Consider the following 24,575-nt stretch of genomic DNA (forward strand, 5'->3'; position numbering starts at 1 on the left):
TTTTATATAGAATTAATGGTAACTCATTATCTTTCCTTTTTAATTCCTAATCAAAGGTTTTACTCAATAATCGGGAGCTTCTCTCGAAAATTAAACAATGGTTCTCAATGAATATCCCATGAGCTTATTCCGAGGTCGTTTACTTATTAAATTCTGCAGAAATCAGTAAAAATGAACCTTATTTCCACGCAGGTGTAGATTCCCTATTTGTATTTCTGTCCTAAAAATTTCTTTAAACCTAAGAAATCAGCTATTTTTGCAAACTTGCAGATCTGAAAAAAAATTATGGCGGTGGAAACCTTTGGAATAGAAGACAAAAAAGTTGACAAGGAACTTTATGACTATCAACAAAAAGATATTGATAAAATCTTTAATGTGATAGATAAGCATCCTGAACATTATAACCTGCTTTACCAGTTGCCTACCGGTGGAGGTAAAACGGTTATCTTTTCGCAAATGGTGCGTGAGTATATTCAACGTACTCAAAAAAAGGTCCTTATTCTAACCCATAGAATAGAATTATGTAAACAAACCTCTAATATGTTAGACGGGTTTGGAGTGCGTAATAAAATTATAAATTCCAAGGTTAAAGAATTACCAGATCAGGAAGACTATATGTGTTTTGTGGCGATGGTAGAAACTTTAAATAACCGCCTTCACGATGAAAAGCTAGAAATTAAAGATATTGGTCTTGTAATTATAGATGAGGCGCATTATAATTCTTTCCGGAAATTATTCAAATTCTTTGAAAAGTGTTTTATTCTTGGAGTAACGGCCACGCCGCTAAGCTCTAACATAAAACTACCTATGAAGGATAACTACCGCGAACTTATCGTTGGAGATTCCATAGGTTCGCTTATTGAAAAAGGCTTTTTAGCACGTGCCAATACTTTTAGTTATAATGTAGGCCTTACCAGTTTAAAGGTGGGAATGAATGGAGATTATACCGTAAAATCTTCTGAAGAATTATATTCTAATATTTCCATGCAGGAAAAATTGCTTACAGCGTATTACGAACGCTCCAAAGGAAAGAAAACCCTGATTTTTAATAACGGTATCAATACTTCAATTGAAGTATATGAAACCTTTAGAAATGCCGGTTTACCTATTCGGCATTTAGATAATACCACGAGTAAACAGGATAGAAAGGATATTTTAAAATGGTTTAAGCACACGCCTGATGCCATTGTAACTTCAGTAAGTATTCTTACCACCGGTTTTGATGAACCTACGGTAGAAACCATTGTATTGAACAGGGCTACAAAATCCCTGACACTTTATTTTCAAATGATTGGCCGTGGCTCCAGGGTTTTACCGGGAAAATCTGAATTCAATGTGATAGATTTAGGTAATAACCTGGCTCGTTTTGGCGAGTGGAGTTCTCCGGTAGACTGGAAACAAATCTTTAGGGCTCCAGATTTCTATTTTGAAAACCTATTAAGTGATGAAGAAATTGAGCGTGAGTTTAAATACGTAATGCCTCCCGAAATAAGGGAACAATTTTCTAATACCGAAGATGTAGATTTTGATGTTGAAGAAGCATACGATATAGTGATTAAAAAAGGACTAAAATCTAAAGCGGTTTTAGAATGGTCTATGGAACAACATGTAAAAATGTGCGTAGAAAATTCTGAAGATGTTTTTGATGCGAGAATCCTTGCAAAAGAGCTTAAAGATGATATTAGTTCCCGCATTAAGCAATATTCCTATTGTATAAGTAAGAGTACTAAAAACTACCGTGACTGGCTGGAAGAAGATTACTCCCGAAAATTGAGAATGTCAATTAATAAAGAATTTTAAACAGTTTCTCGATTAGCTCAGAACAAGCTGAAATTAAAAACTCAACCCAAAAGATCTCATTTCGATAGTTTTCGAAAAGAGTTTTTTTCTGAACCTGCCTTAGGCGTCTGGCGGGTTCAGAATTTTTTTAAAGACAAATAAACTAATCGGTGTCTGCCGATTTTATATCACGCTCTATAAATTCCCTTTCCCTAACCGAGCCACCAACTACTATAGCTGCGCTAATTAACACCAGGTTTTTAATAATATACTGGCCTTCGGTAGTGAGTACAAATGGGAAGTTTTCAAAGCAAACTTCAGGTAAAATAATAAAGGGTAAAAATGTACCGGGCATTTGTAATACCAATAATGCTATTGCAAGCCTTAACGTACGTTTAGAGAGTAAAAATAATCCTATTAAAACTTCCCAAATTCCGAGGAAAGGAATAAAAAAATCAGGATCAAACCAGTAAACCGTAGCAGCAATAAGTTCCTGGGCGGGACTATCCCACACCACTTTTAAAGCACCAAACCAAATAAAATTTATTGCCAGGGAAAACCGTAAAATGGGCTTCCCATATTTATACATCCATTGGCCAATTTGGTAATCCAGTTTATTGAATTTGGCAGTATTTTCTTTCATGTTTATTTCTTGAATTTAAAAATTGAGGAATATTTACTTTCCTCAAAAGAACAACAGTAATTATAGGATTTATTTAACAGCGCTAAATTTTATTACCGCCATTTATTTATGAATTTTAAAGGAACCAATAAAAAATTATAATTATGAAGGATGACGGAAAGAAAAAAGCTTCCAAAAATAAGAAGCATGAAGACCTGGAAAAAAATCGGGAAGACGGCCAGGAACAATTTTTAACCACCAACCAGGGTGTTAGAATTAATGATAACCAGAACTCTCTAAAAGCCGGAGATAGAGGTGCTTCCTTATTAGAAGATTTTATTCTAAGAGAGAAAATCACTCATTTTGACCACGAAAGAATTCCCGAGAGAATAGTACACGCTCGTGGATCTGGCGCACACGGATATTTCCAGGTTTACGAATCTATGGAGAAATATACCAAAGCGGGATTTTTGCAGGATCCATCTAAGAAAACCCCGGTTTTTACACGATTTTCTACGGTCGCCGGATTTAAAGGTTCAACCGATTTGGCCCGAGATGTCCGCGGATTTTCGGTTAAATTTTATACTGAAGAAGGAAATTATGACCTGGTAGGAAATAATATTCCGGTTTTCTTTATCCAGGATGCCATAAAATTCCCAGATCTAATTCACGCCGTAAAACCTGAACCCCATAATGAAATTCCGCAGGCAGCTTCAGCCCACGATACTTTTTGGGATTTTATTTCTTTAATGCCCGAGTCTACGCATATGATTATGTGGGCAATGAGTGACAGGGCGATTCCCAGAAGTTTAAGAATGATGGAAGGCTTCGGAGTGCACACTTTTAGATTTGTAAATAAAGAAGGAAAAGGAACTTTTGTTAAATTCCATTGGAAACCATTGTTAGGAACTCACGGAGTTGCCTGGGATGAAGCTCAGAAGATCTCAGGAAACGATCCCGATTTTCACAGAAGAGACCTTTGGGAAGCCATTGAGAATGGCCAGTTCCCAGAGTGGGAATTAGGAGTACAATTAATTCCTGAAGAAGATGAGCATAAATTTGATTTTGATCTTCTGGATGCTACAAAATTAGTCCCTGAAGAAATGGTGCCGGTTAAGAAAATTGGTAAAATGGTGCTGGACAGAAATCCTGATAATTTCTTTGCGGAAACCGAACAGGTAGCTTTCCATCCCGGCCATATTGTTCCCGGAATAGATTTTACTAACGATCCGCTTCTGCAAGGTAGATTATTCTCATATACCGATACTCAGCTGAAGCGACTGGGAGGACCAAACTTTCACGAAATTCCAATAAACCGTCCAATTGCCCCGTTACACAACAATCAGCGTGATGGCCATATGCGTCAGCAAATTAATAAAGGACAAACTAGTTATCAACCAAATTCTTTAGGGAACGGCTGCCCATTCCAGGCCAAAATTGCAGAAGGCGGATTTGACAGTTATCCCGAAAAAGTTGATGCTAAAAAAGTACGTGAGCGTAGCGAAAGCTTTAAAGACCACTTTAGCCAGGCTAGCCTGTTCTATAACAGTCAAACCGCAGTTGAACAACAACACATTATCAACGCCTTGAGTTTTGAACTTGGTAAGGTTGACGCTGTCGAGGTAAGGGAAAGAATGCTTGGTTTACTGAACGAGGTGAATAAAGATCTAGCTAAAGAAGTTGCCTCTAATTTGGGAATGCCTGTTCCAAAGAAAAAAACGCAATTAAATCACGGGGTGCCCGCAGATTTTGACCCGGAACGTTATGAACCTACTAAAAGCAATCCGTCGTTAGATAAAGACCCGGCTTTAAGTATGATGCATAATGGATTCGGAAACATCGCAACCCGAAAAGTAGCATTTTTATGCGCAGATGGAGTAGATGATAACTCGGTTAACGAAATGAAAAAAGCTTTAGATAAAGAAGGTGCAATGGTGAAAATTCTTGGGCCAAATTCTACTGAAGTTAAAACCGCTGACGGAAAATCAATTAAGGTAGATGAAGCTTTTAGAACCAGTGCATCTGTTGTTTTTGACGCTTTTTATGTACCGGCAGGAGATAAAGCCAATATGGCATTGAAGAAAATCCCTAAAGCGATTCATTTCTTAAATGAAGGTTATAAGCATTGTAAACCAATTGCTACAGCCCAGGAAAACGGGTTAATTGAAGAAACTTATTTCTGGAATAAACTTGACAAGAAAAATCTTGCTGAAGATGGTGTTATTGTAGGAAAAGATAAATCATCAGAATTTATTAAAGCTATAGGTCAGCACCGTTTCTGGAAAAGAGAGGAGAAGGATAGTATTCCTGCATAGAATTTTAATATAGTTTGTACTATTATATTTGAGAACTAGGCATCATTATGTCACTTCGAGCGCAGTCGAGAAGTAAAATAATGATGCCTTTTTAATCTTTATCCTTACCACCAAAAAGACGCTTAAAAAAACCTTTCTTTTCCTTCTTTTCTTTTTTTTCCGGTTGCTTGGTTTCATCTTTATCACCACCGCCAAAAAGACGCTTAAAGAAACCATCGCGTTTTTCAGGATCACAATCCATCATTTCTTTAATTTCAGCAGGAAGCGGAGCAAATTTCGCCTGTGTGATATCATTAAACGCGGGATCGCTATTCATTTTCTGCATTAATTTTGCAAAAACCGGTAAAGCCGAATTAGCGCCCTGCCCAATATAAGTGTTCCTAAACCCAATCCTATGATCGTCAGCTCCTACCCAGGTTACGGCCAGAAGATTCGGGGTTATCCCCACAAACCAACCATCTTTGTTGTTTTGGGTAGTTCCTGTTTTTCCGGCAATATCGTTTCTTAATCCATAAGTTGTTCTTAACCTGGTAGCCGTGCCTTCATTTACCGTAGCTTTCATCATTTCTATCATGATCTTCCTGTTGGTTTTAGAAATACTCCTGCTATCAGAAATTTCAGGTTTAAATTCAGCTAAAATATTTCCCTCGCCGTCTTCAATTTTGGTGATATAAAAAGCTTTGCTGGTTTTTCCATTATTTAAAAATGGAGTGTAGGCTTCGGTTAACTCGGTTAAATTCAAAGAAGCAGTTCCTAAGGCAATAGATGGTACTTGCGGTAAATCTGATTTTATTCCCATCGCTTTAGCCTGGTTCACCACATTTTCAATCCCGGTTTCCATAAGTACTTTAACCGCAATGGTATTCATAGAATTACTTAAAGCTTCCTTTAAATTGTAATTCATATGCGGATCTTCTTCTTCGCTACCGGAGTTGGAAGGTGTCCATCCCTTTGCATAAGTTACCTCCCGGGCCGAAAAATATTCGCAGGGTTCTATGCCATTTTCTAAAGCCGCAGCATATACAAAAGGCTTAAACGTAGACCCTACCTGGCGTTTACTTTGCGAAACATGGTCATACTGAAAATGTTCAAAATTTACCCCGCCAACCCAGGCCTGAACTGAGCCCGTTTCGGGAGTTACCGCCAGCATTCCCGCATTAAGAAATTTCAGATAATGAGCAACGCTGTCTCTTGTGCTAATATTCTTAGTTTCAGTGCCATCATAGCTAAAAATTTCGGTAGGATGTTCTTTGTTTAAAACTTCCATGATTTCAGCCTCACTATTGCCTTCTTTCTCAAGATTTTTCCACGCTGAAGTCTTTTTTAAAGCATCGTTTACAATTTCCCGGTTGGTTAACCAGGGCGCTGCACTTCCCCAGGCATCCTCGTGTTGTTTTTGTAGATTTTGTAAATGCTCTTTTAAGGCTTCTTCAGCCAAAGTTTGCATTTTTACATCCAGGGTGGTGTGTACGCTCAAACCGTCCCTGTAAATATTGAATTTCTTCCCGTCTTTATTTTTCAGCGTATCCAGGATTTTGCTTACATCTTTTCTAACCTGTTCTCTAAAATAGGGGGCCAGGCCTTTATCGTGGCTGTAACTTTTGTAATTTAACACCAATTCACGCTGCTTGGCTTCCTGTACTTCTTCTTCGGTTAAATAGCCGTACTTTCCCATTTGTTCAAGTACTACATCCCTGCGTAACCGACTTCTTTCAGGAAAAATCCTGGGATTGTAGGAGTGGGAAGCTTTTAAGGTTCCAACCAACACCGCGGCTTCCTCAAGATTTATTTCTGAAGTATGCTTTCCGAAGAATTTCATAGCGGCGCTCTCGATTCCGAAGGTATTATCACTAAAAGGAACGGTATTAAAATAGAGTCTAATAATTTCTTCTTTTGAATAAATATCTTCTAGTCTTTTGGCAATTATTGCTTCCTGGAATTTGTTTACCACAATCCCTAAAGCACCGTAATCTTTTCTTCCGTAAATATTTTTCGCTAATTGAAGACTAATGGTACTCCCGCCACCGGCTGAGTCATCCTGAAGCAAAATGGACTTAAAAACAACGCGCAATAAACTTCTGTTATCAATACCATCGTGCTCAAAAAACCGGGCATCTTCGGTAGCTACAAGGGCGTTTATTAAATGGGGGGGAAGTTCTTTATAAGTAATAGGTTGCCTGTCAAAAACATAGAATTTGCCAATAAGTTCTCCGTTTTTGGCCAGAACTTCGGTGGCTCGGTTTTGTTTAAGCTCTTTTAATTCGGTAGAAGAGGGGAGTTTGCCCCAGGCTCCAAAATAAATACTTGCGAAAAACAGTAAGAAAATGGCAAGAAGGCTGAGAAGTATGATTATAGCCCATTTTATTTTGGGAGATTTTTTAATCTTTTTTAGCATAGGAGGTTTAATTGGTACAAATAAACAAATACCATACAAACCAGATTTAAATTTTAAAGATATTTTAAGTTTTTTTAAAAATCGGGGATTCAGCAACATTCAAAAATTTCGGGAATAAAAAAGCCGGCTACTTTTTACGGTAATGCCGGCTAGGTTTTCCTGAGTTCCATAGGGGTTGGTTTTAGGGTTAACTCATAGGTCTTAGGTTTAAACACCAGGTGTTCCTGGTAAAGTTTTCGTGGAATTTATTACGGGGTTTTTTACCAAATACCTGGGGCTCTCGCGTACTTCCACAGTTTAAATTAATATACTCCTGAATTTTCATGGTGTTAAGTTTAAAGGTAACGGCGTTTAATTTCCCAATTACTACGATTGTTGGATTTACTTTGATTTAAAAATGAACGAATGTTTACTAAATTTCTCATAATTTCTAATTTTTGATGGAATTATCTTAAATAACGTCTTTTACTGGTCCAGGTACTTTTAGAGTTCTTCTTTTCCTGGTTAAAAAATGGTCGGCTAATTGTTTCAAAAGTCTTCATCATTTCTAAAATTTAAAGGTTTATATCTAATAGACTCCATTGGTTTTGGTTTGTTACAGTACTATGCTATAAATAGTACTAAATTAACTTACTTTTAACAAATAGGGGGTTTTTTGGGGAGATTTCAGCCGATAATTTTTGGTAATTTTAAAAACCGGGTGTTAATAATATTTAATTATGGTGGCAGACTTTAATATTAAACCTATTTTGTAAAATAACTTGCAGCGCGTTATATGAAAATGAATAAAATAGTAATAGGGATTGTTGCCGGGGTATTTATTCTCGCCGGACTCATTTTCTGGGCTTTTAAGAATAACAGTTACTTATCTTTTGACGATGATAATAAAACCTATGTTATTGAAGAAAAATGGAATTTACCACCAATTCTTCAGGAAGTTTCTGGGATAAGCTATTTGGGAAATAACGAGGTGGCCTGCATCCAGGATGAAGATGGAATTATTTTTATTTATAATTTAGAAACTTCAGAAATTACATCTCGCATTCCTTTTGGAGAAGGCGGGGACTATGAAGATATTAGCGTAATAGAAGACACGGCATATGTTGCAAGAAGTGATGGTAAACTATATAAAGTTGTGAATTTTAGGGAAGAAAATCCCAAAATTGATACTTACCATGTTTCTGGCTTAGATATTAACGAGATGGAAAGCCTAGAGTTTGATGCTACAAACAATCGTTTATTATTCGCCGTAAAAGAATATAATAATAGGAAAGCTACCAAAGGAATCTACACTTTTGACCTATTAACTAAAAAAGTAAATAAGGAACGTCATTTTACCCTTGACGGGAGTAACGAAATCTATGTAAAATTAAGAGGAGGGAGATCTTCAGAAATTATTAGGCCGTCTTCTATTAGATTTCATCCTACTAACGGAGAGTTATATGTTTTAGAAGGAAATCAGCCAAAATTAATTATCCTTGACCGGAAAGGCAATGAAGTAAAAATTCATCTTCTTGATCCTGAATTTTTTCCACAACCCGAAGGTCTTACTTTTGATGAAGAAAACCGGCTGTATATTTCTAATGAAAGTAGGAGACAACCCGCAAATATTCTAAGAGTAAAACTAAACGATTAAATAAATACTATGCCCGATTCTGTTGAAACCACCTCAGTAAAAAAAAGTAAAGCCCCGCTAATTGTTTCCGGAATTATAATAGCTGCCTTAATCGCGGCTTATTTTTTTATTCCCGGGGTCCAGGAGTTTTTCACCAATGCCTGGGAGGTTTTAACCAGTAACGACGAAGAACGTATTACCGAGTGGGTTTCAGAATTTGGGTGGATGGGCCCAACAATGCTTATCCTGGCTATGGTGGCACAAATGTTTTTAATCGTGATCCCTTCAGTAGCATTAATGGTGGTTTCAATTTTGGCTTATGGACCCTTTTTTGGAAGCCTAATTATTTTCGCAGCTATTTTTTCGGCTTCCAGTGTAGGGTATTTTATTGGGCGTTATTTTGGACCGGTCATCGTTCAGAAACTAATAGGACCCAAGAACGAAAATAAAATTGAGGATTTTATTGATGATTATGGCTTTTGGGCAGTAATTGTTACCAGGATCAATCCTTTTCTTTCTAACGATGCGATTAGTTTTGTAGGCGGAATTCTTAAAATGGGATATTGGCGTTTTATTGGCGCAACCCTGGTAGGGATTGCTCCCTTAACCATATTTATTGCAATTATAGGAAAAAGTACCGATGGACTTAAAACCGGGCTACTTTGGGGCTCTATTGTAAGTTTGTTTATTTTTATTTTATACGTTTGGTGGGATAAGAAAAAACGAAAAAAATAGGAGGGAAATGGTAGTTTAGAGAAATCATGAATTATTTATTCGCTTCAAATTAAGTAATTTAAATTCTATCACTTATCTTTGTAGAAGTTTAAGCAGTGTCCCAATCGGGATTCTTACATTTATTGAAGACTAATGGCATTACAAGCCGGGTTACACTACCACAAAAATCTTCAGCAAAAAATTCAAGCTTACTCACTCAATTACTAATTAAAATTAATTAATGGGCAAATCGCAGCAGACATTCAGTAAAACTGAAAAAGAAAAAAAGAAAATAAAAAAGCGTAAAGAAAAAGAGGCTAAGAAGCAGGAGCGCAAAGAGAACTCTAACAAAGGCGGTAATTTTGAAGATATGATCGCTTATGTAGATGCCGATGGAAATCTTACCGATACTCCGCCGGATCCTTCTCAAAAAGTTGAAGTTGAAGCAGATAGTATAGAAATTGGTGTTCCTAAGAAAGAGGATATGCCAGAAGAAGATCCGCAAAGAAAAGGAAAGGTCTCATTTTTTGATCATTCTAAAGGTTTCGGATTTATTATAGATTCAGAAAACAACGAAAAATATTTTGTTCACGTTACCGGATTAATCGACGAGATTGACGAAAACGACAAGGTGACTTTTGAACTGGAACGAGGAATGAAAGGTATGAACGCCGTTCGCGTTAAACAACAATAAACTACCTTAGAACATACTCACGAGGTTTTTATATTGTTTAATTTTCGAGACTAGCCCGCCTAAATGATTCGGCAGGCCTTAGCATACTAAATCTCGCTTATCGAATAATTCTCAAATCCCATAAAAGGTTCGGTAATCTATTATTGCTGAACCTTTCTTTTTATCTTTCCTAACAGGGTTTTTCCCTTTAAAGTCTGCTTAAGGCTTTATTATTTAAAATAACATGCAAACTAAGAATTTACAGGAAATCCTGGACAAACTGGAGATTTCCCAGCTTAATGCTATGCAGCAAGAAGCTTATAAAACCATTAACGACAACCCAAACACGGTATTACTTTCACCCACAGGATCGGGGAAAACCCTCGCATTTCTATTACCCTTGCTCGATATTTTAGATCCCGACCTGGCAGAAGTTCAGGCATTGATTTTAGTGCCTTCACGAGAACTGGCTATTCAAATTGAACAGGTAACCCGGGAAATGGGTGCAGGATTTAAAGCAAATGCCGTTTACGGCGGTAGGGCTTTTTCTAAAGATAAAATAGAATTGCAACACGCCCCCGCCATTTTAATAGGTACGCCTGGAAGAATTGCCGATCATTTTAGAAGAGAAACTTTTTCGACAAAAAATATTAAAGCGCTGGTTTTAGATGAATTTGATAAATCTTTAGAAGTAGGTTTTGAGAACGAAATGAAAGAAATTATTGGAGAGCTTTCCGGCTTAGATACACGCATCCTGACTTCAGCAACACAAAATATTAATATACCCGGGTTTGTAGGTCTTAAAAACCCGAAGCGAATAGATTATTTAAAAGGGGAGCAGCCATCCCTGGAGATTAAAACCATACAGGTAAATCCAAAAACTAAACTGCAAAGCCTTGTAAATTTACTTTCTGAAAATGCTAAAGGTTCCGGCATTATTTTTTGCAATTTAAAGGATAGTATTGCTGAAGTAAGCGATTTTCTGGATAGAAAAAATATTGAACACGGAATTTTCTCAGGCGGAATGGAGCAAAAAGACCGCGAAAGATCACTTATTAAATTTAGAAACGGAACTCATAGAATTCTAATCGCCACAGATCTTGCTGCGCGCGGAATAGATGTTCCTGAAATAGATTTTATAATTCATTATCAATTACCTTTTAAAGCATCAGAATTCACCCATAGAAACGGACGAACTGCGAGAATGCACCAGGAGGGAACTGCCTATGTCCTTTCAGATAGAAGAACGCTACCTGATTTTATTAAGGCTAACGATTATAAAATTCAGAATGAAAAAACCAATACAGATGTAGTTGAAAAAACTACTTTGTTTATTTCTGGAGGAAGAAAAGATAAAATTTCAAAAGGAGATATTGCCGGACTTTTCTTAAAACAGGGAAATCTTAAAAAGGAAGAACTGGGGCTTATCGAGCTGAAACAGGATTGCGCCTTTGTAGCTGTTCCCGAGGAAAAAGCTGAAGCACTTATAGAAACGCTTAATAATTCCAGGCTTAAGAAGAAAAAAGTGAGGGTTCGTTATATTTAATTAATTATGGAAACTAAGCAACCTAATAATCCGTTACACGGTGTAAAACTTGCCGAAATTCTTGACTTCCTGGTAACGCGTTATGGCTGGGAAGAAATGGGGAATCGCATTAATATTAAATGTTTTACGCAAGATCCTTCTATAAAATCCAGCTTAAAATTCTTAAGAAAAACGCCCTGGGCAAGGACTAAGGTTGAAAGATTATATCTTGATTCGCTTTAAACGCTGAATTTTTTTAACAGCATTAATACGGATTTCCGTAATCTTAATTCAATAATTACAAATATCTTTGATAGTTCGGTTTTTGAGAAAAGCTTTAACTTATAGATATTTTGATGAAAAGCATTTTAGAATGGCTAAGATTTAATGGCTTAAAGCTGGTAATAGCTTTAGTTGCCGGGCTTGTTACTTACCATTTGCTCAACTGGATGTATTTTCTAAACTATTGAATAAATAAAGAAGAACGGGAGGAGAATAATCCGTCTTTTATCCGAAAAAAAGGAGTACTTTTGCCGCTTATTTAAAATAAAAAAAATGAAGCGTGTAAATCAATATAAAAAGCTCTTTAATGTTGAAAAAGAGATAGACCTTAAAGAACTTAAAACCAGCTACCGAAACCTGGTCAAAGAATGGCATCCCGATAAATTCAGGGAAACCGACGAAAAACACGCCGAAGCTGAAATTAAAAGTAAAGAGATTATAGATGGTTACCATTTTTTGGTAAGCATTGCCCCACATACCCGCGACGCCAATCTTGAAGAATATAACCGCACTATAAACGAAGCCGGAATTGCAGATTACCAGCACAAAGGCAATCTACTGGAGATCTCTTTTACCAACGGTACTACGTACGAATATTTTGGGGTGAACAAGAAACTTTTTATTAAGTTCATCAGTTCAGATAAGCAGGTGAGATTTGCCAAAAGAAATATTTACAATTCTTTTTTATATAGAAAATCTAAAAAAGATCTTGAGCTGGAAACTGCTTAAAGAGATTTTAGGGAGTAAAAGAGGCTGTTTGAAAGTGTTTTTAATTCGTCATCCTAAACTTGTTTCAGGATCTAACATGTTTTTAAATTAATTTCATATTAGAAGCTGAAACTAGTTCAACTTGACAACAATAGACCTTTCAAACAGCCTTTTCTTATTCAAATATAGTAAGACTCGATAAACTACATTCCGCTTTCTGAATCTTCCACGGTAGATTGAGAAATTACATCTTTAATAGATTGATGTCCTTTTTCAATCTCATCGTGTTCAGATTTCATTTCGTCCTGTTCACCCATGATACGATCGTGAGTTTTTTGCATTTCATCAAGTTGCGCTTTTTTCTCATCTGCGCTTAAAGAGCCGTACTCCTGGTTAAGCTCATTATGACTTCTAATCATTTCTTCGTGAGAAGCCAGGGTTGCCTGGTGGTCTCTAATTTGCCCTTCAAGCTCTGCCAGTTTTTCTAACTGGGTAGAATCTTCCAGTTCTTCAAGCCCACGCAGTTCCTGCGATACCTGGTTGTGATTGTTCATTAGTTCCTGGTGCTTTTGTGTAAGTTCCTCATGGGTACTAACAATACTGTCATTGGCTTTGGTTAATTCCTGTTGTTGCTTTTCCAAATCCTTACCGGCATTATCGTTACAACTTGTAAAACCTATAGCTACAAGGGCTAAAATCATTACAAAATTTCTCATACTCTTAGTTTTTTGGTTTAAGTAAACTAAATTATAAAAAAGCTAAGGAGATAATTTTAATTTGCTGTTAAATAAATATCTAAGTTTGGTAGAGGGTAGAGTTTAGTATGTGTATTAGTATATGTGTAATTGTAACTGGCTTTAAACTTTTTTGACTGAAGTAAAACCTGATGTCTCTTCTCCTAATTTTTAATCAGTATGTAGTGATTCAATCTGATTAATGGTTCTTTTTTGCTTGAATACCTTTAGTCTTATTATTCGGCATAACTTTTATATCATTCCAGATATACAGCTTTAAGTATATAGTATTATGCTGAAGCAGCAAATAGCCATAACAATTAGACTATAATTTATATTATGTAAAATAGAATATTTAAGAATGAGAGTCGTTTTTTTATTCAGCGCCTTACTCATCTTCTTCTAGCTCTCCTATTTTTCCCTGGTAAGATATAAAAGAACGCTGGCTGCTGTTTACTCTTGTGTTTACATCTCCTTCAGGAAATATATTTATAGAAAAATCAAGATTTTCACTATTCTGGTCGGTAGTAAATTTTATTATTTGAGAATTATTCCTCCCGCTGCTAATTTCAAAATCCTGCAATGGGCCGTTGTAGATAATTCCACCTTCGCTGTTATAACCACCCCCGGAAAATCGTTCTCCAAAAAACGGCAGGAACAAATTCACAGAATCTTTTTTAAAGCGTATAAAATTAGGATTTCCGATCAGGTTAACTCTGCCGCCAGCCATGGGGCTTAGCCAATCGTGTTCAATCTCAAACTCCCTGCTTTCAATTAAGGCCTTCGTTTCGGCAATTTTAGTAGTATCGGCACTACTACCGCAAGCTTGCAGTAAGATTAGCGCAAAAATAATACTTAAATATTTGATATGTAGTTTCATAGGTACCCTCATTAGATTCTTAGCTTAAGATACAATCTTTAACTTGCGAATAGTCTTAAAAGACTTTTAAATTACTGAATCCCGAATTAATCTAATAAAGTTTCAAAATTAAAGAAAGAATTAAAATACCTTTCAACTAAAAAATAAGTTTATGCATTTAAAAATATTCTTAAAGCTTTGCTAAGAATCACTTAATTGATTTGGGTACTAAGAGAATTATGGGTTAATTGGTAATACTAAAATAAACTTATTTATGGAAGCAATATATCAGTTCGTAAAACTCGATAAAAGCGAAAAACTACAGGATTTCGCTCAAAAAAAATTAGATAAACTGGAAACAAAATATGACTGGATCGTGAAAGCCCAGGTATATTTTAAAAAAGAAGAAGCCCAAGATCCAAAAGGTTATATCTGCAATATTAAACTGAGCGCTCCCGGGCCTCAAATTTTTGCTGAATCTAACGAAAACTCTTTTGAAGCTGCAACCTCTGAAACTATTAGAGATCTTGAACGCCAGTTATCAAAAAGAAAGGGCCAAATGAAAACACATTCTAACTAAGAGTAATTTTTCAGTTTAATGCACAAAAAACCCTGATGTAAATCACATCAGGGTTTTTTAATTCGTCATTCTGAGTTTAACTGAGATTTTACTTCACGTCGGCTTCTTCAGCATCTTTGGCCTGGTCTTCACCGAGTTCGTTGGCTTCAATTCGCTCTTTAAACTCGTTGATAATTCCACCTTTCAACAAAATATTTATTTGCCTGTCACTCATACTGTGCTTGGTTTCAAACTCCAGTTTATTACCATTTGCTTTTCTAACAATTACCTTAATATTATTTCGATTTTTAATGTCTTCGCGCAGGTTTCTAAATATTACTTGATCGTCCTGATCTATCTTTTCATAATCTGCGATATCTAAAAACTCTAAAGGAAGAATACCAAAATTCACCAGGTTTTGCCAGGCAATTCTTGCATAACTATTTGCAATTACCGCTACCTGACCTAAATATTTTGGTGCGATGGCCGCGTGCTCCCTACTGGAACCCTGGGCATAATTATCTTTTGCAACCACAATATGGCCGCCGTGTTCGCCTTTAGCTTTCATCGCACGATCATAAAATGTCTCGTCAATAACCGTATAAGAATATTTACTAATTTCCGGAAGGTTACTTCTAAAAGGTAGTACCTCTGCTCCTGCTTTTAATATTTCATCGGTTGAAACATTATCTCCCATTTTTAGCATTACTGGAACGCTATATTTATTCTGCATAGGTTCAATATATGGTAGGGATTTAATGTTGGGTCCTTTCTGAAGTTCAACTTTAGAACCGTCTTCCGGCGGAGCAACCAGCATATCTTCTTTAATAATCTGAAATTCGGGATATTCAAATTTCGGATATTTCATATTGTAAAGCTTCTCCATATCCCGCGGATCTGTAATTTTTCCGGTTAAAGCTGAAGCCGCAGCGGTTTCAGGGCTACATAAATGTACCTGGTCGTCCTTTGTTCCGGAACGATCGGGAAAGTTTCTTGGCATGGTACGTAAACTAATGGTGTTAGATGCCGGTGCCTGGCCCATACCTATACATCCCATACAACCGGACTGGTGAAAACGCGCTCCTGCTTTAATTAAATTAGCAAAAGCCCTATTCTCTATCATATTCTGAATAATCTGCCTTGAGGTTGGATTGATATCAAACGAAACATCACTGCTAACCGATTTGTCTTCAACTATAGCTCCTGCAACCCAAAAATCTCGTAACCCAGGGTTGGCCGAAGAACCAATAACCACCTGGCTAATTGGTTTTCCTGCAACCTCACTTACCGGAACAACATTTCCGGGACTGGTTGGCAGGGCAATTAATGGCACAAGTTCATCTAAAATAATTTCTTCGTGAAGATCGTATTCACAACCTTCATCGGCTATTAATTCTATCCAATCATCTTCGCGTTCCTGAGATTTCAGAAATCTTCTTGTTTCATTATCACTCGGGAAAACGGTTGTGGTCGCACCAAGTTCGGCGCCCATATTAGCAATAACGTGGCGATCCATCGCACTTAAATTTTTAAGTCCGTCACCATAATATTCTATTACTTTTCCAACTCCGCCTTTTACATCGTGGCGGCGTAGCATTTCCAGGATCACATCTTTTGCACTCACCCAATCTGGTAAATTTCCGGTTAGTTTTACACCCCAAACTTGTGGCATTTTCACAAAATAAGGCTGCCCGGCAATCGCCGCAGCAACGTCAAGTCCGCCGGTACCAATGGCCAGCATTCCTAAGGAACCTGCAGCCGGAGTATGACTGTCTGAACCAACCATAGTTTTCCCAGGTTTTCCAAAGCGTTCCATATGCACTGGATGGCTTACACCGTTTCCGGGTCTACTATACCAAAGTCCGAATTTTTGCGCTGCCGAAAGTAAAAACAAGTGGTCATCGGCATTTTTAAAGTCGGTTTGCAACAGGTTGTGATCTACATATTGTACAGCTACTTCGGTTTGGGCTTTTTCAAGTCCCATGGCTTCCAGTTCTAATTGTACCAGTGTTCCCGTAGCATCCTGCAACAATGCCTGATCTATTTTTATTCCTATTTCCTTCCCGGGAGTCATTTCTCCCTTGAGCAAATGTTCTTTAATTAATTTTTGAGTTACATTTAATTTAGACATAGTTGGTTATTTTTAAGCTTTAAAATATTACAATTTATAGGAACAATGGGTGCTTTTAACAATATCTTATACCTTACATCGCGTTCTAACTTCCTATTATTAAGCTGACATTGAAGTTTTCTAGCATTAAAAAAGCCACAAATACAGAAGGATTTTCTTCTTTATTTATGGCTTCTTCTAAAAAAGCTGTTTGAAAAATAACCTCTTTAATATCCTGAACCTAAGTTGTGAATATTCAGCCGGCTACTTTCGAAACAGCTTAATTATATTTCTAACTTCTGCTTAAAGCATTTAAAATATCGGTTTGTTGCCCTTCTTCAATATTGAAACCGGGTTTTCCTTTTCGCGGAAATAAATAAGAAAATTCTTGATCAAAAGCGCTCCAGCTTCCTGCCAATCCAAAATCGTCGTTAGATTTATCCATTTTTGGCCTTTTGAAGGTATTTAAATCTGAATCGTATGGAGAGCCTTCTGCATCTTCACCCGGGAATAACATTCCATCATTTACTTCAGAATGAATTATTACTGAAGCACCACCGTTTCCTGGGAGATCAAATACTTTTAAACCGAAATCTTTCAATACTCCTTTGCGTTCGGTTATATCCTTAGTTTTAAAACTGTCTTTAAAATTGTTGCGCGGATGTGCAAAAATTGGGGCGCCATCTGCATCTTCAGAAATTGTTTTTAAATCGGCATAAGCATCTTTCAAAATAGCATCGCAGGTAATTAAAATACCTTTTATCTTATAACCATCGGTTATCAGCTTTTTTACCGCGTCTTTTGTAGATTTTTCAACTACATCTATTAGCAGTATATCCTGCCTGTTTATATGTCTAATAGCGTAACCCTGGTTAAAAACGCCATCTTTTTCTTCACCTTTAATAATAAATGTGTCGGGAATTAACTTTAAAAATTTACCGGTTTCTCCTTTTTCAACAAATTCGGCACTTTGGCTGTGCAACACTTCCATCTTATCAACAGTCTTCATAATCAAAATCGTTTTAAATTAGTTGTTTCAAGATACAAAGAAGGCTATGTTTTCACAATGCGGAAATCAGGTTTTAGGACATATTTAACGAGACGGCGTAGGCTGAAAAATTACCGTGATGGGAAAGGCTAAACGGAATTTGCAGATTATCACCCCGGTAGCTTACAAAAGGTATCCCCTCTCTGTCCTTACTTATGTTAAGGTATTCTAATCTAATATCTTTATGCTCAGCAATTTTTTGAAGTAACCTGAACCTGGAGTTTTTATTTTCTGAAATCAGGGAAAACTCGGTGTTTCCCGTAGAAGTATGAATCATATTTGGAAAAAGAATTGAATTTATTACAAAAACGTCTTCTTTATAACATACCACTCCCCTCGCCTTGCCGGGATTAATTTTTATCTGTTCGCTGATAAATTGCTTCGGATTATAAAAACGCTTCAATGTATATTTACGCTGAACCGCTTTATAAACCGCCTCTTTCATACTCCATAGCAACCAGACATTTAATTCAGGATCTTCTGAATTCTGAATAAAAGTTTGTTCTTCTTCTGAAAATAATTTCTGAAGAAAACCCTTTCTTTGCCAGTTACTTTGAGCCCGAATCAGGTTAAGGTCTATGATATCGTTACCAATCACGCTGAAGCCAGTTTTTGCTCAATAATATTTTTAGCATCCCCCACTGTGAGCATACCTTCCATAGACTCATTGTCTATTTCAATATTAAATTCGTCTTCTACATCCAGGATTACATCTACCAGGTTAGCCGAATTTACTTCCAAGTCTTTAATGAAATCGGTTTCTTCGCTGAAATCCTCCAACCCTTCCTGGCGTTGTGTATATGGCGTTACAATCTTTTTGATAGCATTCAGTATTTCTTTTTCTTTCATTTTTTGTAATAAAATAGCTTATATCTTTCTAAAAATAACTACGGAGTTTACATCTCCAAAACCAAAACTGGATTTTGCCAGGATATTTATTGGTTTTTCTAAAGTTTTACGCGGAATTTTTTCTTCGGAAATCAAATCTGAAATTTCCGAATTCAAATCTTCGCAATTCACATTTCCGAAGATAAAGTTTTTATCCATTTGAAGCACACTTGCCACACATTCTATACTTCCGGATGCGGCCAGGCAATGTCCCGTCATTCCTTTTAAAGAATTTATATAAGGAAAGTCCTTGCTATTCAGGGCTTTTTTCCAGCTCTCAACTTCCAGCGCATCTTTTGTGGTTGCGGTTAAATGCCCATTAATTACATCAATTTCTTCCGCTGAAATTTCTGAAAAACGAAGTGCTTCTTCAATGCACCTAATTACCGCTTCGCTATTGGCGGCCGTCATACTACCTCCACCTCGCTGGCCTCCACTATTTACAGCGCCTCCTAAAACTTCGGCATAAATTTTAGCTCCACGCTCCATAGCCGATTCATAATCTTCCAATACCAAAGCTCCTGCTCCACTCCCCGGCACAAAACCGGCCGCCGAGGCGCTCATTGGCCGGGAAGCTTCAGTGGGGTTTGCGTTATATTTTGAAGGTAGAATTCGCATTGCATCAAAACCGCCCCACACGTAAGGGCCGTGATCGCTGCAACTTCCTACTAAGATTCTTTTCGCTTTTCCGGCTGTAATTCTTTCAAAACCCATCAGTAAAGCTTCGGTTCCCGTGGTACAAGCCGAGGAATTGGTAGTCACCTGGTTTCCACAACCTAAAATACCGCCCAAATAAGCGCTAATTCCGCTGGCCATAGTTTGCATTACACTAGTGCTTCCCAATCTTCGCGTTTTCCCGGCGTCAATAAGATGAATGGCTTCCCTGAATTTATCTACGCCCAGAATCCCGGTGCCAAAAATAATCCCGCTATCCCAGTCGGGTGCTTCGTTTTCCTGAATTTCAAGCCCCGCATCTTTCCAGGCATCAGTACCGGCAATTACTCCGTAAACAATTCCGCTGGAATTTAGTCCGCGTAGTTGCAAAGGCGTAAAATATTCAGCAATTTTTTCTTCTGAAAGTTGTGGTTTTCCGGCAATCTGGCAACTGAACTTTAAACGATCCAGTTCTTCTTCAAACCTAATCCCGCTTTTGCCTTTTTGAATTGCATCTTCAAAATTAACCAGGTCTACCCCATTTGGCGCAACAACCCCCATTCCGGTTATGACTACTCGTTTTTTCATCCAAAATATTTTTTAAGCAAGTTCATTTTTTATCATTCCCGCAATCTTTCCGCGGCAAATAAGTTTGTCTTCCTTACTATACATTCTTACTTCACATTTTAGTTTGTTGAACCTGTAAAATAATTTTTCTGAAACTACTTTTACCGTTTCCCCGGGAAAAACCGGCAGGTAAAAATCTACTTCAGAAGAACTCAAGGCAAGTTTAATATTTTTAGAATCAGAGTTTTCATTTTCCAGTAGAAAAATCCCCAGGCATACCACACCAATTTGCGCCATACATTCGGTTAAAATAACACCTGGAGTTACGGGATTGTTTTTAAAATGCCCTATATAAAAAAAAGAGTCTTCCGGAAATGTATAAATTCCTTCAGCAGATATTTCATTTACTTTAAGCAATTCATCTACAAATAAGAATGGCGTTGAATAAGGTAATTTTTCGAGTATATTTTTATAATCCAATCGCTGCTTATTTTAAATGTTCGCCACCATTTACTGGAATAATGGTTCCCGTAATCCAGCCAGCTTCGTCTTTGCTTAATAAATAAACCACATTGGCCACATCGTTAGGAACGGTAAGCCTTTTAAACGGATTATGTTTTAGCGCGTGGTTGCGTAAAGTTTCGTTCCCGGGAATCATCTGGAAAGACCGGGTTACGGTAACTCCCGCCTGTATACAATTAGCCCGAATTCCGTAAGGAGCAAATTCCAGGGCGATATTTCGTGTTATAGATTCCAGCGCAACTTTTGCCGCAGAAACCGCCGCATAATTAGCCCAGGCTTTTTTATTGCCCTCACTTGTAAACGAAATAATTCGGGCATCTTTGGCAAAGAGTTTAGCCTTGAAAATAGCTTTAGTCCAGTCGTACAGACTAATTGCCATTGCGTCAATAGTAATTTGAAAATCTACGTTATCCAGGGTAGGTTCTTCCCCACTCATGGGTTTCAGGTTTCCTTTGGCAATGCTGTGCACTAGGGTTCTAATTTTACCATCCTTTCCTAAGATTTTAGAGATTTCTTCAATTAGATTTTGGCGTTTTTCAGCATTTGTGGCGTCAACATTGAAACTTTCAAACTGAACATCGTGTTCCCTAATATCTTCAAAAGCTTCTTCTATTTCAGCAATATCGGTTCTTCTATCACGATGTACAATAATTATATTCATCCCGTGATGGGCAAGTTTCCTGGCGGTGGCAAAACCTAAACCTGTACTTCCGCCTAAAATAATTGCCCAGTAATTATGATCTTTAAATTCTGTTACCATTCTAATAAAATTCTTTGTGCCGAAAAACCGGGACCAAAACTTAGCATTAAGCCCTGTTCGCCCGGTTTTGGCTGTTTTTTCATAAATTCTTCTAACACATAGAGCACCGTTGCGCTGCTCATGTTCCCGTATTGTCTAAGCACCTCGCGGGTTGTGTCTATATTCTTTCCTAAGTTACCAAAAAGATCTTCAACTGTTTGCACAATTTTCTTTCCGCCGGGATGAAATATTAAATAGTCCACTTTTTCAATATTTGAGTTGAATTTTTGCAAAAACGGATGCACAATTTCAGGAAAATGCGAAGCTATGGTTTGCGGCACGCTTTCATCTAAAATCATTTTGAGTCCGTGGTTGGTTAGGTCAAATCCCATTAAATGCGTGGCTTCATAGAAATGATGCATTTCTTCACCCAGAATTTTTGGGCCTGATGCGCTTTCTTCTGAAGATAGTAATACACAAGCGGCACCATCCCCAAAAATTGCGGCACTCACCATATTGGCCATAGAAAAATCGTTTAACTGAAATGTTGCCGTAGGACTTTCAACTGCAATAACCGCCGCTCGTTTCCCCGGGTTCGCTTTAAGAAAATTTGCTGCATAGATTATTCCTGAAATTCCCGCCGCGCAGCCCATTTCGGTAACCGGGAGCCGGGTTATATCCTTGCGTAATTCCAGCTCATTTATTAGATAAGCATCTAAGGAAGGAATCATAATCCCAGTACAACTCACGGTAATTATAAAATCAACGGAATTTGCTTCCCAGTTATTACTCTGCAAAGCTTTTTGCAATACATTTTTACCGAGCTTCTTAACTTCCCGGGTATAAATATTATTTTTATCTTCAAAAGAAGTTGCGGTAAAAACTTCTTCAGGATCCATTATAGAATAACGTTTGTCTACCCCGGCGCCTTCAAATATTTTAAGGACTTTTCTACGGTAGCGATCATCCTGCTCCTGAAGCCAGGTTTCCACCAACGGTAAAATATCTTTGGTTTCCCGGGCATACTGCGGTAATTCTTTTTCTACACCTATAATTTTTACGCTCATATCTTAACTTTCTGAATAATCCATTGGTAGCGAAATGCCCACTTCCAGCTAATTTGATGATTGGTTTGCGGAATTTTACCGGCAAAATCTTTTAATTCTTCTTTTTTAAAACCTCTTAAAATTGATATCAATCCATCTTTTCGGGCAATCTCGTTGTTGATAAACACCGCGCAAAAAGCCTGAAACAACCTATAAGCAAGTTTAGAGCGATGTAAATCGTTAATCACCACACCTAGCCTGGATTGTTGGTTGAACAGGTTTAGTAACGCTGAAATTTCACCGTCTTTAAAATGGTGGAGTGTTAATGTACACAAGATTATGTCACAATGAAAATTTTTAAATTCTGGGCTAAAAATATCTGTAGATTCAAAATTAATTTCTGGATATCCTATAGACATTTCTTCAGCAATTTTTATGGCGTGGGTGTTGGCATCAATGCCGGTAAATCTAAACTTATAGCCACTACTTCTTCCCCATCTCGCCATTTCCCGAAGTACAGCACCATTGCCGCAACCCACATCTGCAATGTGAAATTCTTTTGTTTTTGGGTAATTACGTACAATATTTTTAACTCCCTCTAAGGTGATTTTATTTCCACCCAACCATTTGTTTATGTTATCCAGGTCACGCAGGGTTTTGTCCAGTTCTTTTCCCTGGAGGTCAAAATCGTCCATAATTTCAACCGCGTTTGTTCTTTTTGAGGTATCTATGCTCATACTATGGGTTGCCCGTGGGTTTTACTGATAATTTTCTCTAACAAGTACGGAAATTTTTTTACGAGCTGCTGTGAAGTTGAAGCCAAAATTGGATTGATCAATATCCTTTGAAGGATTCGCCCGGTTTTTAACCGGTTTTCGAAATACGTACTCCAATTTTGGCGGTATTGATTTTCTAGATTTTTACGGTCTAAATTATTTCCCTGGAAATTGTTTAAAACAGCCTCTGAAGCAATTTTTCCCGAATGTATAGCCATTGCCATCCCGTTGCCACAAAGTGGGTGAATTAAGCCGGCAGCGTCTCCCAGCATTAAAATATGATTGTTAATAAGTGATTTTTCCTGAAAAGAAATTTGAGCAATACTCAGATCCTTTTCAAATAAAGGTTTGGCCCTTTTAAAGAAACCCTTTAAATAGGCATTTTGAAATAAAACTTTTTCTTTGAATTCCTCGGTATTTCGATATTTTTTGAAGCTTTTATAGGAAACCATATAACAGGCGTTTACTACGCCGGTTTCAGTTTTTGATAATCCGCAGTAGCCACCTTCAAAATTATGAAGCGCCACTAAATTTTCAGGAAATTCAACATCTTCATAATGTGATTTAATGGCAAGCCACGAGGATTTTTCCTGAATAAATTCCCGCTCCAGGCTTTTATCAATATTAGATCGTTTACCGAATGCTCCCAAAACTATAGGAGCACTTAATTCCTTTCCGGAAGAAAGTTTCAAGTTAAATTTATCCTTTTCAAAATTTATATTTTCAACTGAATTAATTAGAGTTTCGGCGCCATATTCTTCGGCTTTTTTAAAAAGAAAATCATCTAAAGCATAGCGGCTTAAACCCATTCCGCCTAAGCTTAAAGAAGTTTCAATAGATTTGGCCTTCTGGGTGCTGTATAGTAGTTCATGGATTTTTACCGGTTTTAAATCTTTTTGAATATCAATATCAAGAGAATTTAAATAAGGAAGTACTTCGTTTGAAAGATATTCCCCACAGACTTTATGCCTGGGATATGCTTTTTTCTCTATAAGCAAAACACGCTTCCCTTCCCGGGAAAGATGAATGGCAGCAGTTAATCCCGCCAGGCCTCCACCCATAATAATTACTTGAAAATATGCCATTGGTTGAAGATAAATAAAAGATCGGGTAGAAAGGTAAGGATTATTTCCCTACCTGTCCTCCCACACCACCCAGCATACGGTTCCGTACTGGGCGGTTCCCTAATTTACGTTCTAACTTTAAGGTAATAGTCCAGAAGAGAAGTGTAACCAGCCTGTCTCAGTCTGTGGATGGTAATAGTCCTTTTGAGGATAAAGCTGTTAGCTGTATGCCAGTAGCTTTTCCTCGTGTTGGCATATTCCCACGCTTTCCACTTGTTCAGGCCAAGCTTGATAAGCATCTTTCCTTTCGTGCGGATGCGTTTCCATTGTTTCCAGATACACATCCTTAGACGTCGACGGTACCAGCGATCTATGTTTCTC

23 protein-coding genes are annotated in these 24,575 nt (G+C 37.4%); 9 read left to right on the forward strand and 14 right to left on the reverse strand.

What is annotated here, in order from left to right; all coding sequences use genetic code 11:
* Nucleotides 1–285: 285 nt before the first annotated feature.
* Complete coding sequence (locus tag B5X53_RS10700) at nucleotides 286–1,800, forward strand: DEAD/DEAH box helicase (RefSeq protein WP_079713221.1); 1,515 nt, start codon at nucleotides 286–288, stop codon at nucleotides 1,798–1,800.
* A gap of 142 nt (nucleotides 1,801–1,942) precedes the next feature.
* Here B5X53_RS10700 and B5X53_RS10705 read toward each other — a convergent pair whose 3' ends face one another.
* A complete protein-coding gene (locus tag B5X53_RS10705) occupies nucleotides 1,943–2,422 on the reverse strand; it encodes a hypothetical protein (RefSeq protein ID WP_079713222.1) in 480 nt (159 codons plus the stop codon).
* Nucleotides 2,423–2,565: 143 nt separating this feature from the next.
* On the opposite strand from B5X53_RS10705, the gene katE reads away from it, so the two are divergent.
* Nucleotides 2,566–4,716 carry a catalase HPII gene (gene katE / locus B5X53_RS10710; protein WP_079713223.1) on the forward strand — a complete coding sequence of 717 codons (2,151 nt, stop codon included), beginning with the start codon at nucleotides 2,566–2,568 and terminating at the stop codon, nucleotides 4,714–4,716.
* Nucleotides 4,717–4,807: 91 nt separating this feature from the next.
* Here the strand turns inward: katE and B5X53_RS10715 are convergent, their stop codons facing one another.
* Nucleotides 4,808–7,111 (reverse strand): transglycosylase domain-containing protein, encoded by a 2,304-nt coding sequence (locus B5X53_RS10715; RefSeq protein ID WP_079713253.1) that lies wholly within the window; start codon nucleotides 7,109–7,111, stop codon nucleotides 4,808–4,810.
* Between the two features lie 781 nt (nucleotides 7,112–7,892).
* Here B5X53_RS10715 and B5X53_RS10720 point away from each other — a divergent pair.
* The 6 genes from B5X53_RS10720 to B5X53_RS10745 all read left to right on the forward strand — a co-directional run bounded on the left by B5X53_RS10720 (nucleotide 7,893) and on the right by B5X53_RS10745 (nucleotide 12,649).
* Entirely contained in the window at nucleotides 7,893–8,747 is an 855-nt protein-coding gene (locus B5X53_RS10720) for an SdiA-regulated domain-containing protein (RefSeq protein ID WP_157822132.1), read from the forward strand.
* Between the two features lie 9 nt (nucleotides 8,748–8,756).
* Nucleotides 8,757–9,461: a TVP38/TMEM64 family protein gene (locus tag B5X53_RS10725; RefSeq protein WP_079713225.1), complete on the forward strand. Its 705-nt coding sequence runs from the start codon at nucleotides 8,757–8,759 to the stop codon at nucleotides 9,459–9,461.
* 220 nt (nucleotides 9,462–9,681) lie between these two features.
* Nucleotides 9,682–10,134: a cold-shock protein gene (locus B5X53_RS10730; RefSeq protein WP_079713226.1), complete on the forward strand. Its 453-nt coding sequence runs from the start codon at nucleotides 9,682–9,684 to the stop codon at nucleotides 10,132–10,134.
* A gap of 223 nt (nucleotides 10,135–10,357) precedes the next feature.
* Nucleotides 10,358–11,659, forward strand: a complete 1,302-nt coding sequence (locus B5X53_RS10735) for a DEAD/DEAH box helicase (protein ID WP_079713227.1) — start codon at nucleotides 10,358–10,360, stop codon at nucleotides 11,657–11,659.
* A 6-nt stretch (nucleotides 11,660–11,665) separates the two neighbouring features.
* The gene (locus B5X53_RS10740) at nucleotides 11,666–11,881 is read left to right on the forward strand and encodes a VF530 family protein (protein ID WP_079713228.1); all 216 of its coding nucleotides are present in this window, start codon (nucleotides 11,666–11,668) and stop codon (nucleotides 11,879–11,881) included.
* Nucleotides 11,882–12,193: 312 nt separating this feature from the next.
* Nucleotides 12,194–12,649, forward strand: a complete 456-nt coding sequence (locus tag B5X53_RS10745) for a KTSC domain-containing protein (protein ID WP_079713229.1) — start codon at nucleotides 12,194–12,196, stop codon at nucleotides 12,647–12,649.
* Between the two features lie 182 nt (nucleotides 12,650–12,831).
* Here B5X53_RS10745 and B5X53_RS10750 read toward each other — a convergent pair whose 3' ends face one another.
* Together B5X53_RS10750 and B5X53_RS10755 are read right to left on the reverse strand one after the other, a co-directional pair.
* Nucleotides 12,832–13,344, reverse strand: coding sequence for a hypothetical protein (locus B5X53_RS10750; protein WP_079713230.1), 513 nt, complete (start codon nucleotides 13,342–13,344; stop codon nucleotides 12,832–12,834).
* A gap of 406 nt (nucleotides 13,345–13,750) precedes the next feature.
* Entirely contained in the window at nucleotides 13,751–14,242 is a 492-nt protein-coding gene (locus tag B5X53_RS10755; RefSeq protein ID WP_157822131.1) for a DUF4251 domain-containing protein, read from the reverse strand.
* Nucleotides 14,243–14,495: 253 nt separating this feature from the next.
* On the opposite strand from B5X53_RS10755, the gene hpf reads away from it, so the two are divergent.
* Entirely contained in the window at nucleotides 14,496–14,801 is a 306-nt protein-coding gene (gene hpf / locus B5X53_RS10760) for a ribosome hibernation-promoting factor, HPF/YfiA family (RefSeq protein ID WP_079713232.1), read from the forward strand.
* Between the two features lie 88 nt (nucleotides 14,802–14,889).
* On the opposite strand, the gene B5X53_RS10765 is transcribed toward hpf, so the two are convergent.
* The 10 genes from B5X53_RS10765 to B5X53_RS10810 all read right to left on the reverse strand — a co-directional run bounded on the left by B5X53_RS10765 (nucleotide 14,890) and on the right by B5X53_RS10810 (nucleotide 24,215).
* A complete protein-coding gene (locus tag B5X53_RS10765) occupies nucleotides 14,890–16,911 on the reverse strand; it encodes an aconitate hydratase (RefSeq protein ID WP_079713233.1) in 2,022 nt (673 codons plus the stop codon).
* Nucleotides 16,912–17,182: 271 nt separating this feature from the next.
* Complete coding sequence (locus B5X53_RS10770) at nucleotides 17,183–17,899, reverse strand: hypothetical protein (protein WP_079713234.1); 717 nt, start codon at nucleotides 17,897–17,899, stop codon at nucleotides 17,183–17,185.
* 73 nt (nucleotides 17,900–17,972) lie between these two features.
* Nucleotides 17,973–18,536 (reverse strand): 4'-phosphopantetheinyl transferase family protein, encoded by a 564-nt coding sequence (locus tag B5X53_RS10775; protein ID WP_079713235.1) that lies wholly within the window; start codon nucleotides 18,534–18,536, stop codon nucleotides 17,973–17,975.
* A complete protein-coding gene (locus tag B5X53_RS10780) occupies nucleotides 18,533–18,787 on the reverse strand; it encodes an acyl carrier protein (protein WP_079713236.1) in 255 nt (84 codons plus the stop codon). The genes B5X53_RS10775 and B5X53_RS10780 overlap by 4 nt, the downstream gene beginning before the upstream one ends.
* An 18-nt stretch (nucleotides 18,788–18,805) precedes the next feature.
* Complete coding sequence (locus tag B5X53_RS10785) at nucleotides 18,806–20,068, reverse strand: beta-ketoacyl-[acyl-carrier-protein] synthase family protein (protein WP_079713237.1); 1,263 nt, start codon at nucleotides 20,066–20,068, stop codon at nucleotides 18,806–18,808.
* A gap of 12 nt (nucleotides 20,069–20,080) precedes the next feature.
* Complete coding sequence (locus tag B5X53_RS10790; RefSeq protein ID WP_079713238.1) at nucleotides 20,081–20,527, reverse strand: 3-hydroxyacyl-ACP dehydratase FabZ family protein; 447 nt, start codon at nucleotides 20,525–20,527, stop codon at nucleotides 20,081–20,083.
* Nucleotides 20,528–20,534: 7 nt separating this feature from the next.
* A complete protein-coding gene (locus tag B5X53_RS10795) occupies nucleotides 20,535–21,329 on the reverse strand; it encodes an enoyl-ACP reductase FabI (protein ID WP_079713239.1) in 795 nt (264 codons plus the stop codon).
* Nucleotides 21,323–22,375, reverse strand: a complete 1,053-nt coding sequence (locus B5X53_RS10800) for a type III polyketide synthase (protein WP_079713240.1) — start codon at nucleotides 22,373–22,375, stop codon at nucleotides 21,323–21,325. The genes B5X53_RS10795 and B5X53_RS10800 overlap by 7 nt, the downstream gene beginning before the upstream one ends.
* Nucleotides 22,372–23,091 carry a methyltransferase domain-containing protein gene (locus B5X53_RS10805; protein WP_079713241.1) on the reverse strand — a complete coding sequence of 240 codons (720 nt, stop codon included), beginning with the start codon at nucleotides 23,089–23,091 and terminating at the stop codon, nucleotides 22,372–22,374. Before B5X53_RS10805 ends, B5X53_RS10800 begins: the two co-directional genes overlap by 4 nt.
* Nucleotides 23,088–24,215, reverse strand: a complete 1,128-nt coding sequence (locus B5X53_RS10810) for an NAD(P)/FAD-dependent oxidoreductase (RefSeq protein WP_079713242.1) — start codon at nucleotides 24,213–24,215, stop codon at nucleotides 23,088–23,090. The genes B5X53_RS10805 and B5X53_RS10810 overlap by 4 nt, the downstream gene beginning before the upstream one ends.
* Between the last annotated feature and the right edge of the window lie 360 nt (nucleotides 24,216–24,575).

This window comes from Salegentibacter salinarum, assembly GCF_900168115.1.
Lineage (GTDB): Bacteria > Bacteroidota > Bacteroidia > Flavobacteriales > Flavobacteriaceae > Salegentibacter > Salegentibacter salinarum.

What these genes read in the sequence shown, in the direction of transcription:
- B5X53_RS10700 (WP_079713221.1), top strand. Translation starts at nt 286, where the DNA reads ATGGCGGTGGAAACCTTTGGAATAGAAGACAAAAAAGTTGACAAGGAA.
- B5X53_RS10705 (WP_079713222.1), bottom strand. Translation starts at nt 2,422, where the DNA reads ATGAAAGAAAATACTGCCAAATTCAATAAACTGGATTACCAAATTGGC.
- katE (WP_079713223.1), top strand. Translation starts at nt 2,566, where the DNA reads ATGAAGGATGACGGAAAGAAAAAAGCTTCCAAAAATAAGAAGCATGAA.
- B5X53_RS10715 (WP_079713253.1), bottom strand. Translation starts at nt 7,111, where the DNA reads ATGCTAAAAAAGATTAAAAAATCTCCCAAAATAAAATGGGCTATAATC.
- B5X53_RS10720 (WP_157822132.1), top strand. Translation starts at nt 7,893, where the DNA reads ATGAATAAAATAGTAATAGGGATTGTTGCCGGGGTATTTATTCTCGCC.
- B5X53_RS10725 (WP_079713225.1), top strand. Translation starts at nt 8,757, where the DNA reads ATGCCCGATTCTGTTGAAACCACCTCAGTAAAAAAAAGTAAAGCCCCG.
- B5X53_RS10730 (WP_079713226.1), top strand. Translation starts at nt 9,682, where the DNA reads ATGGGCAAATCGCAGCAGACATTCAGTAAAACTGAAAAAGAAAAAAAG.
- B5X53_RS10735 (WP_079713227.1), top strand. Translation starts at nt 10,358, where the DNA reads ATGCAAACTAAGAATTTACAGGAAATCCTGGACAAACTGGAGATTTCC.
- B5X53_RS10740 (WP_079713228.1), top strand. Translation starts at nt 11,666, where the DNA reads ATGGAAACTAAGCAACCTAATAATCCGTTACACGGTGTAAAACTTGCC.
- B5X53_RS10745 (WP_079713229.1), top strand. Translation starts at nt 12,194, where the DNA reads ATGAAGCGTGTAAATCAATATAAAAAGCTCTTTAATGTTGAAAAAGAG.
- B5X53_RS10750 (WP_079713230.1), bottom strand. Translation starts at nt 13,344, where the DNA reads ATGAGAAATTTTGTAATGATTTTAGCCCTTGTAGCTATAGGTTTTACA.
- B5X53_RS10755 (WP_157822131.1), bottom strand. Translation starts at nt 14,242, where the DNA reads ATGAAACTACATATCAAATATTTAAGTATTATTTTTGCGCTAATCTTA.
- hpf (WP_079713232.1), top strand. Translation starts at nt 14,496, where the DNA reads ATGGAAGCAATATATCAGTTCGTAAAACTCGATAAAAGCGAAAAACTA.
- B5X53_RS10765 (WP_079713233.1), bottom strand. Translation starts at nt 16,911, where the DNA reads ATGTCTAAATTAAATGTAACTCAAAAATTAATTAAAGAACATTTGCTC.
- B5X53_RS10770 (WP_079713234.1), bottom strand. Translation starts at nt 17,899, where the DNA reads ATGAAGACTGTTGATAAGATGGAAGTGTTGCACAGCCAAAGTGCCGAA.
- B5X53_RS10780 (WP_079713236.1), bottom strand. Translation starts at nt 18,787, where the DNA reads ATGAAAGAAAAAGAAATACTGAATGCTATCAAAAAGATTGTAACGCCA.
- B5X53_RS10785 (WP_079713237.1), bottom strand. Translation starts at nt 20,068, where the DNA reads ATGAAAAAACGAGTAGTCATAACCGGAATGGGGGTTGTTGCGCCAAAT.
- B5X53_RS10795 (WP_079713239.1), bottom strand. Translation starts at nt 21,329, where the DNA reads ATGGTAACAGAATTTAAAGATCATAATTACTGGGCAATTATTTTAGGC.
- B5X53_RS10800 (WP_079713240.1), bottom strand. Translation starts at nt 22,375, where the DNA reads ATGAGCGTAAAAATTATAGGTGTAGAAAAAGAATTACCGCAGTATGCC.
- B5X53_RS10805 (WP_079713241.1), bottom strand. Translation starts at nt 23,091, where the DNA reads ATGAGCATAGATACCTCAAAAAGAACAAACGCGGTTGAAATTATGGAC.
- B5X53_RS10810 (WP_079713242.1), bottom strand. Translation starts at nt 24,215, where the DNA reads ATGGCATATTTTCAAGTAATTATTATGGGTGGAGGCCTGGCGGGATTA.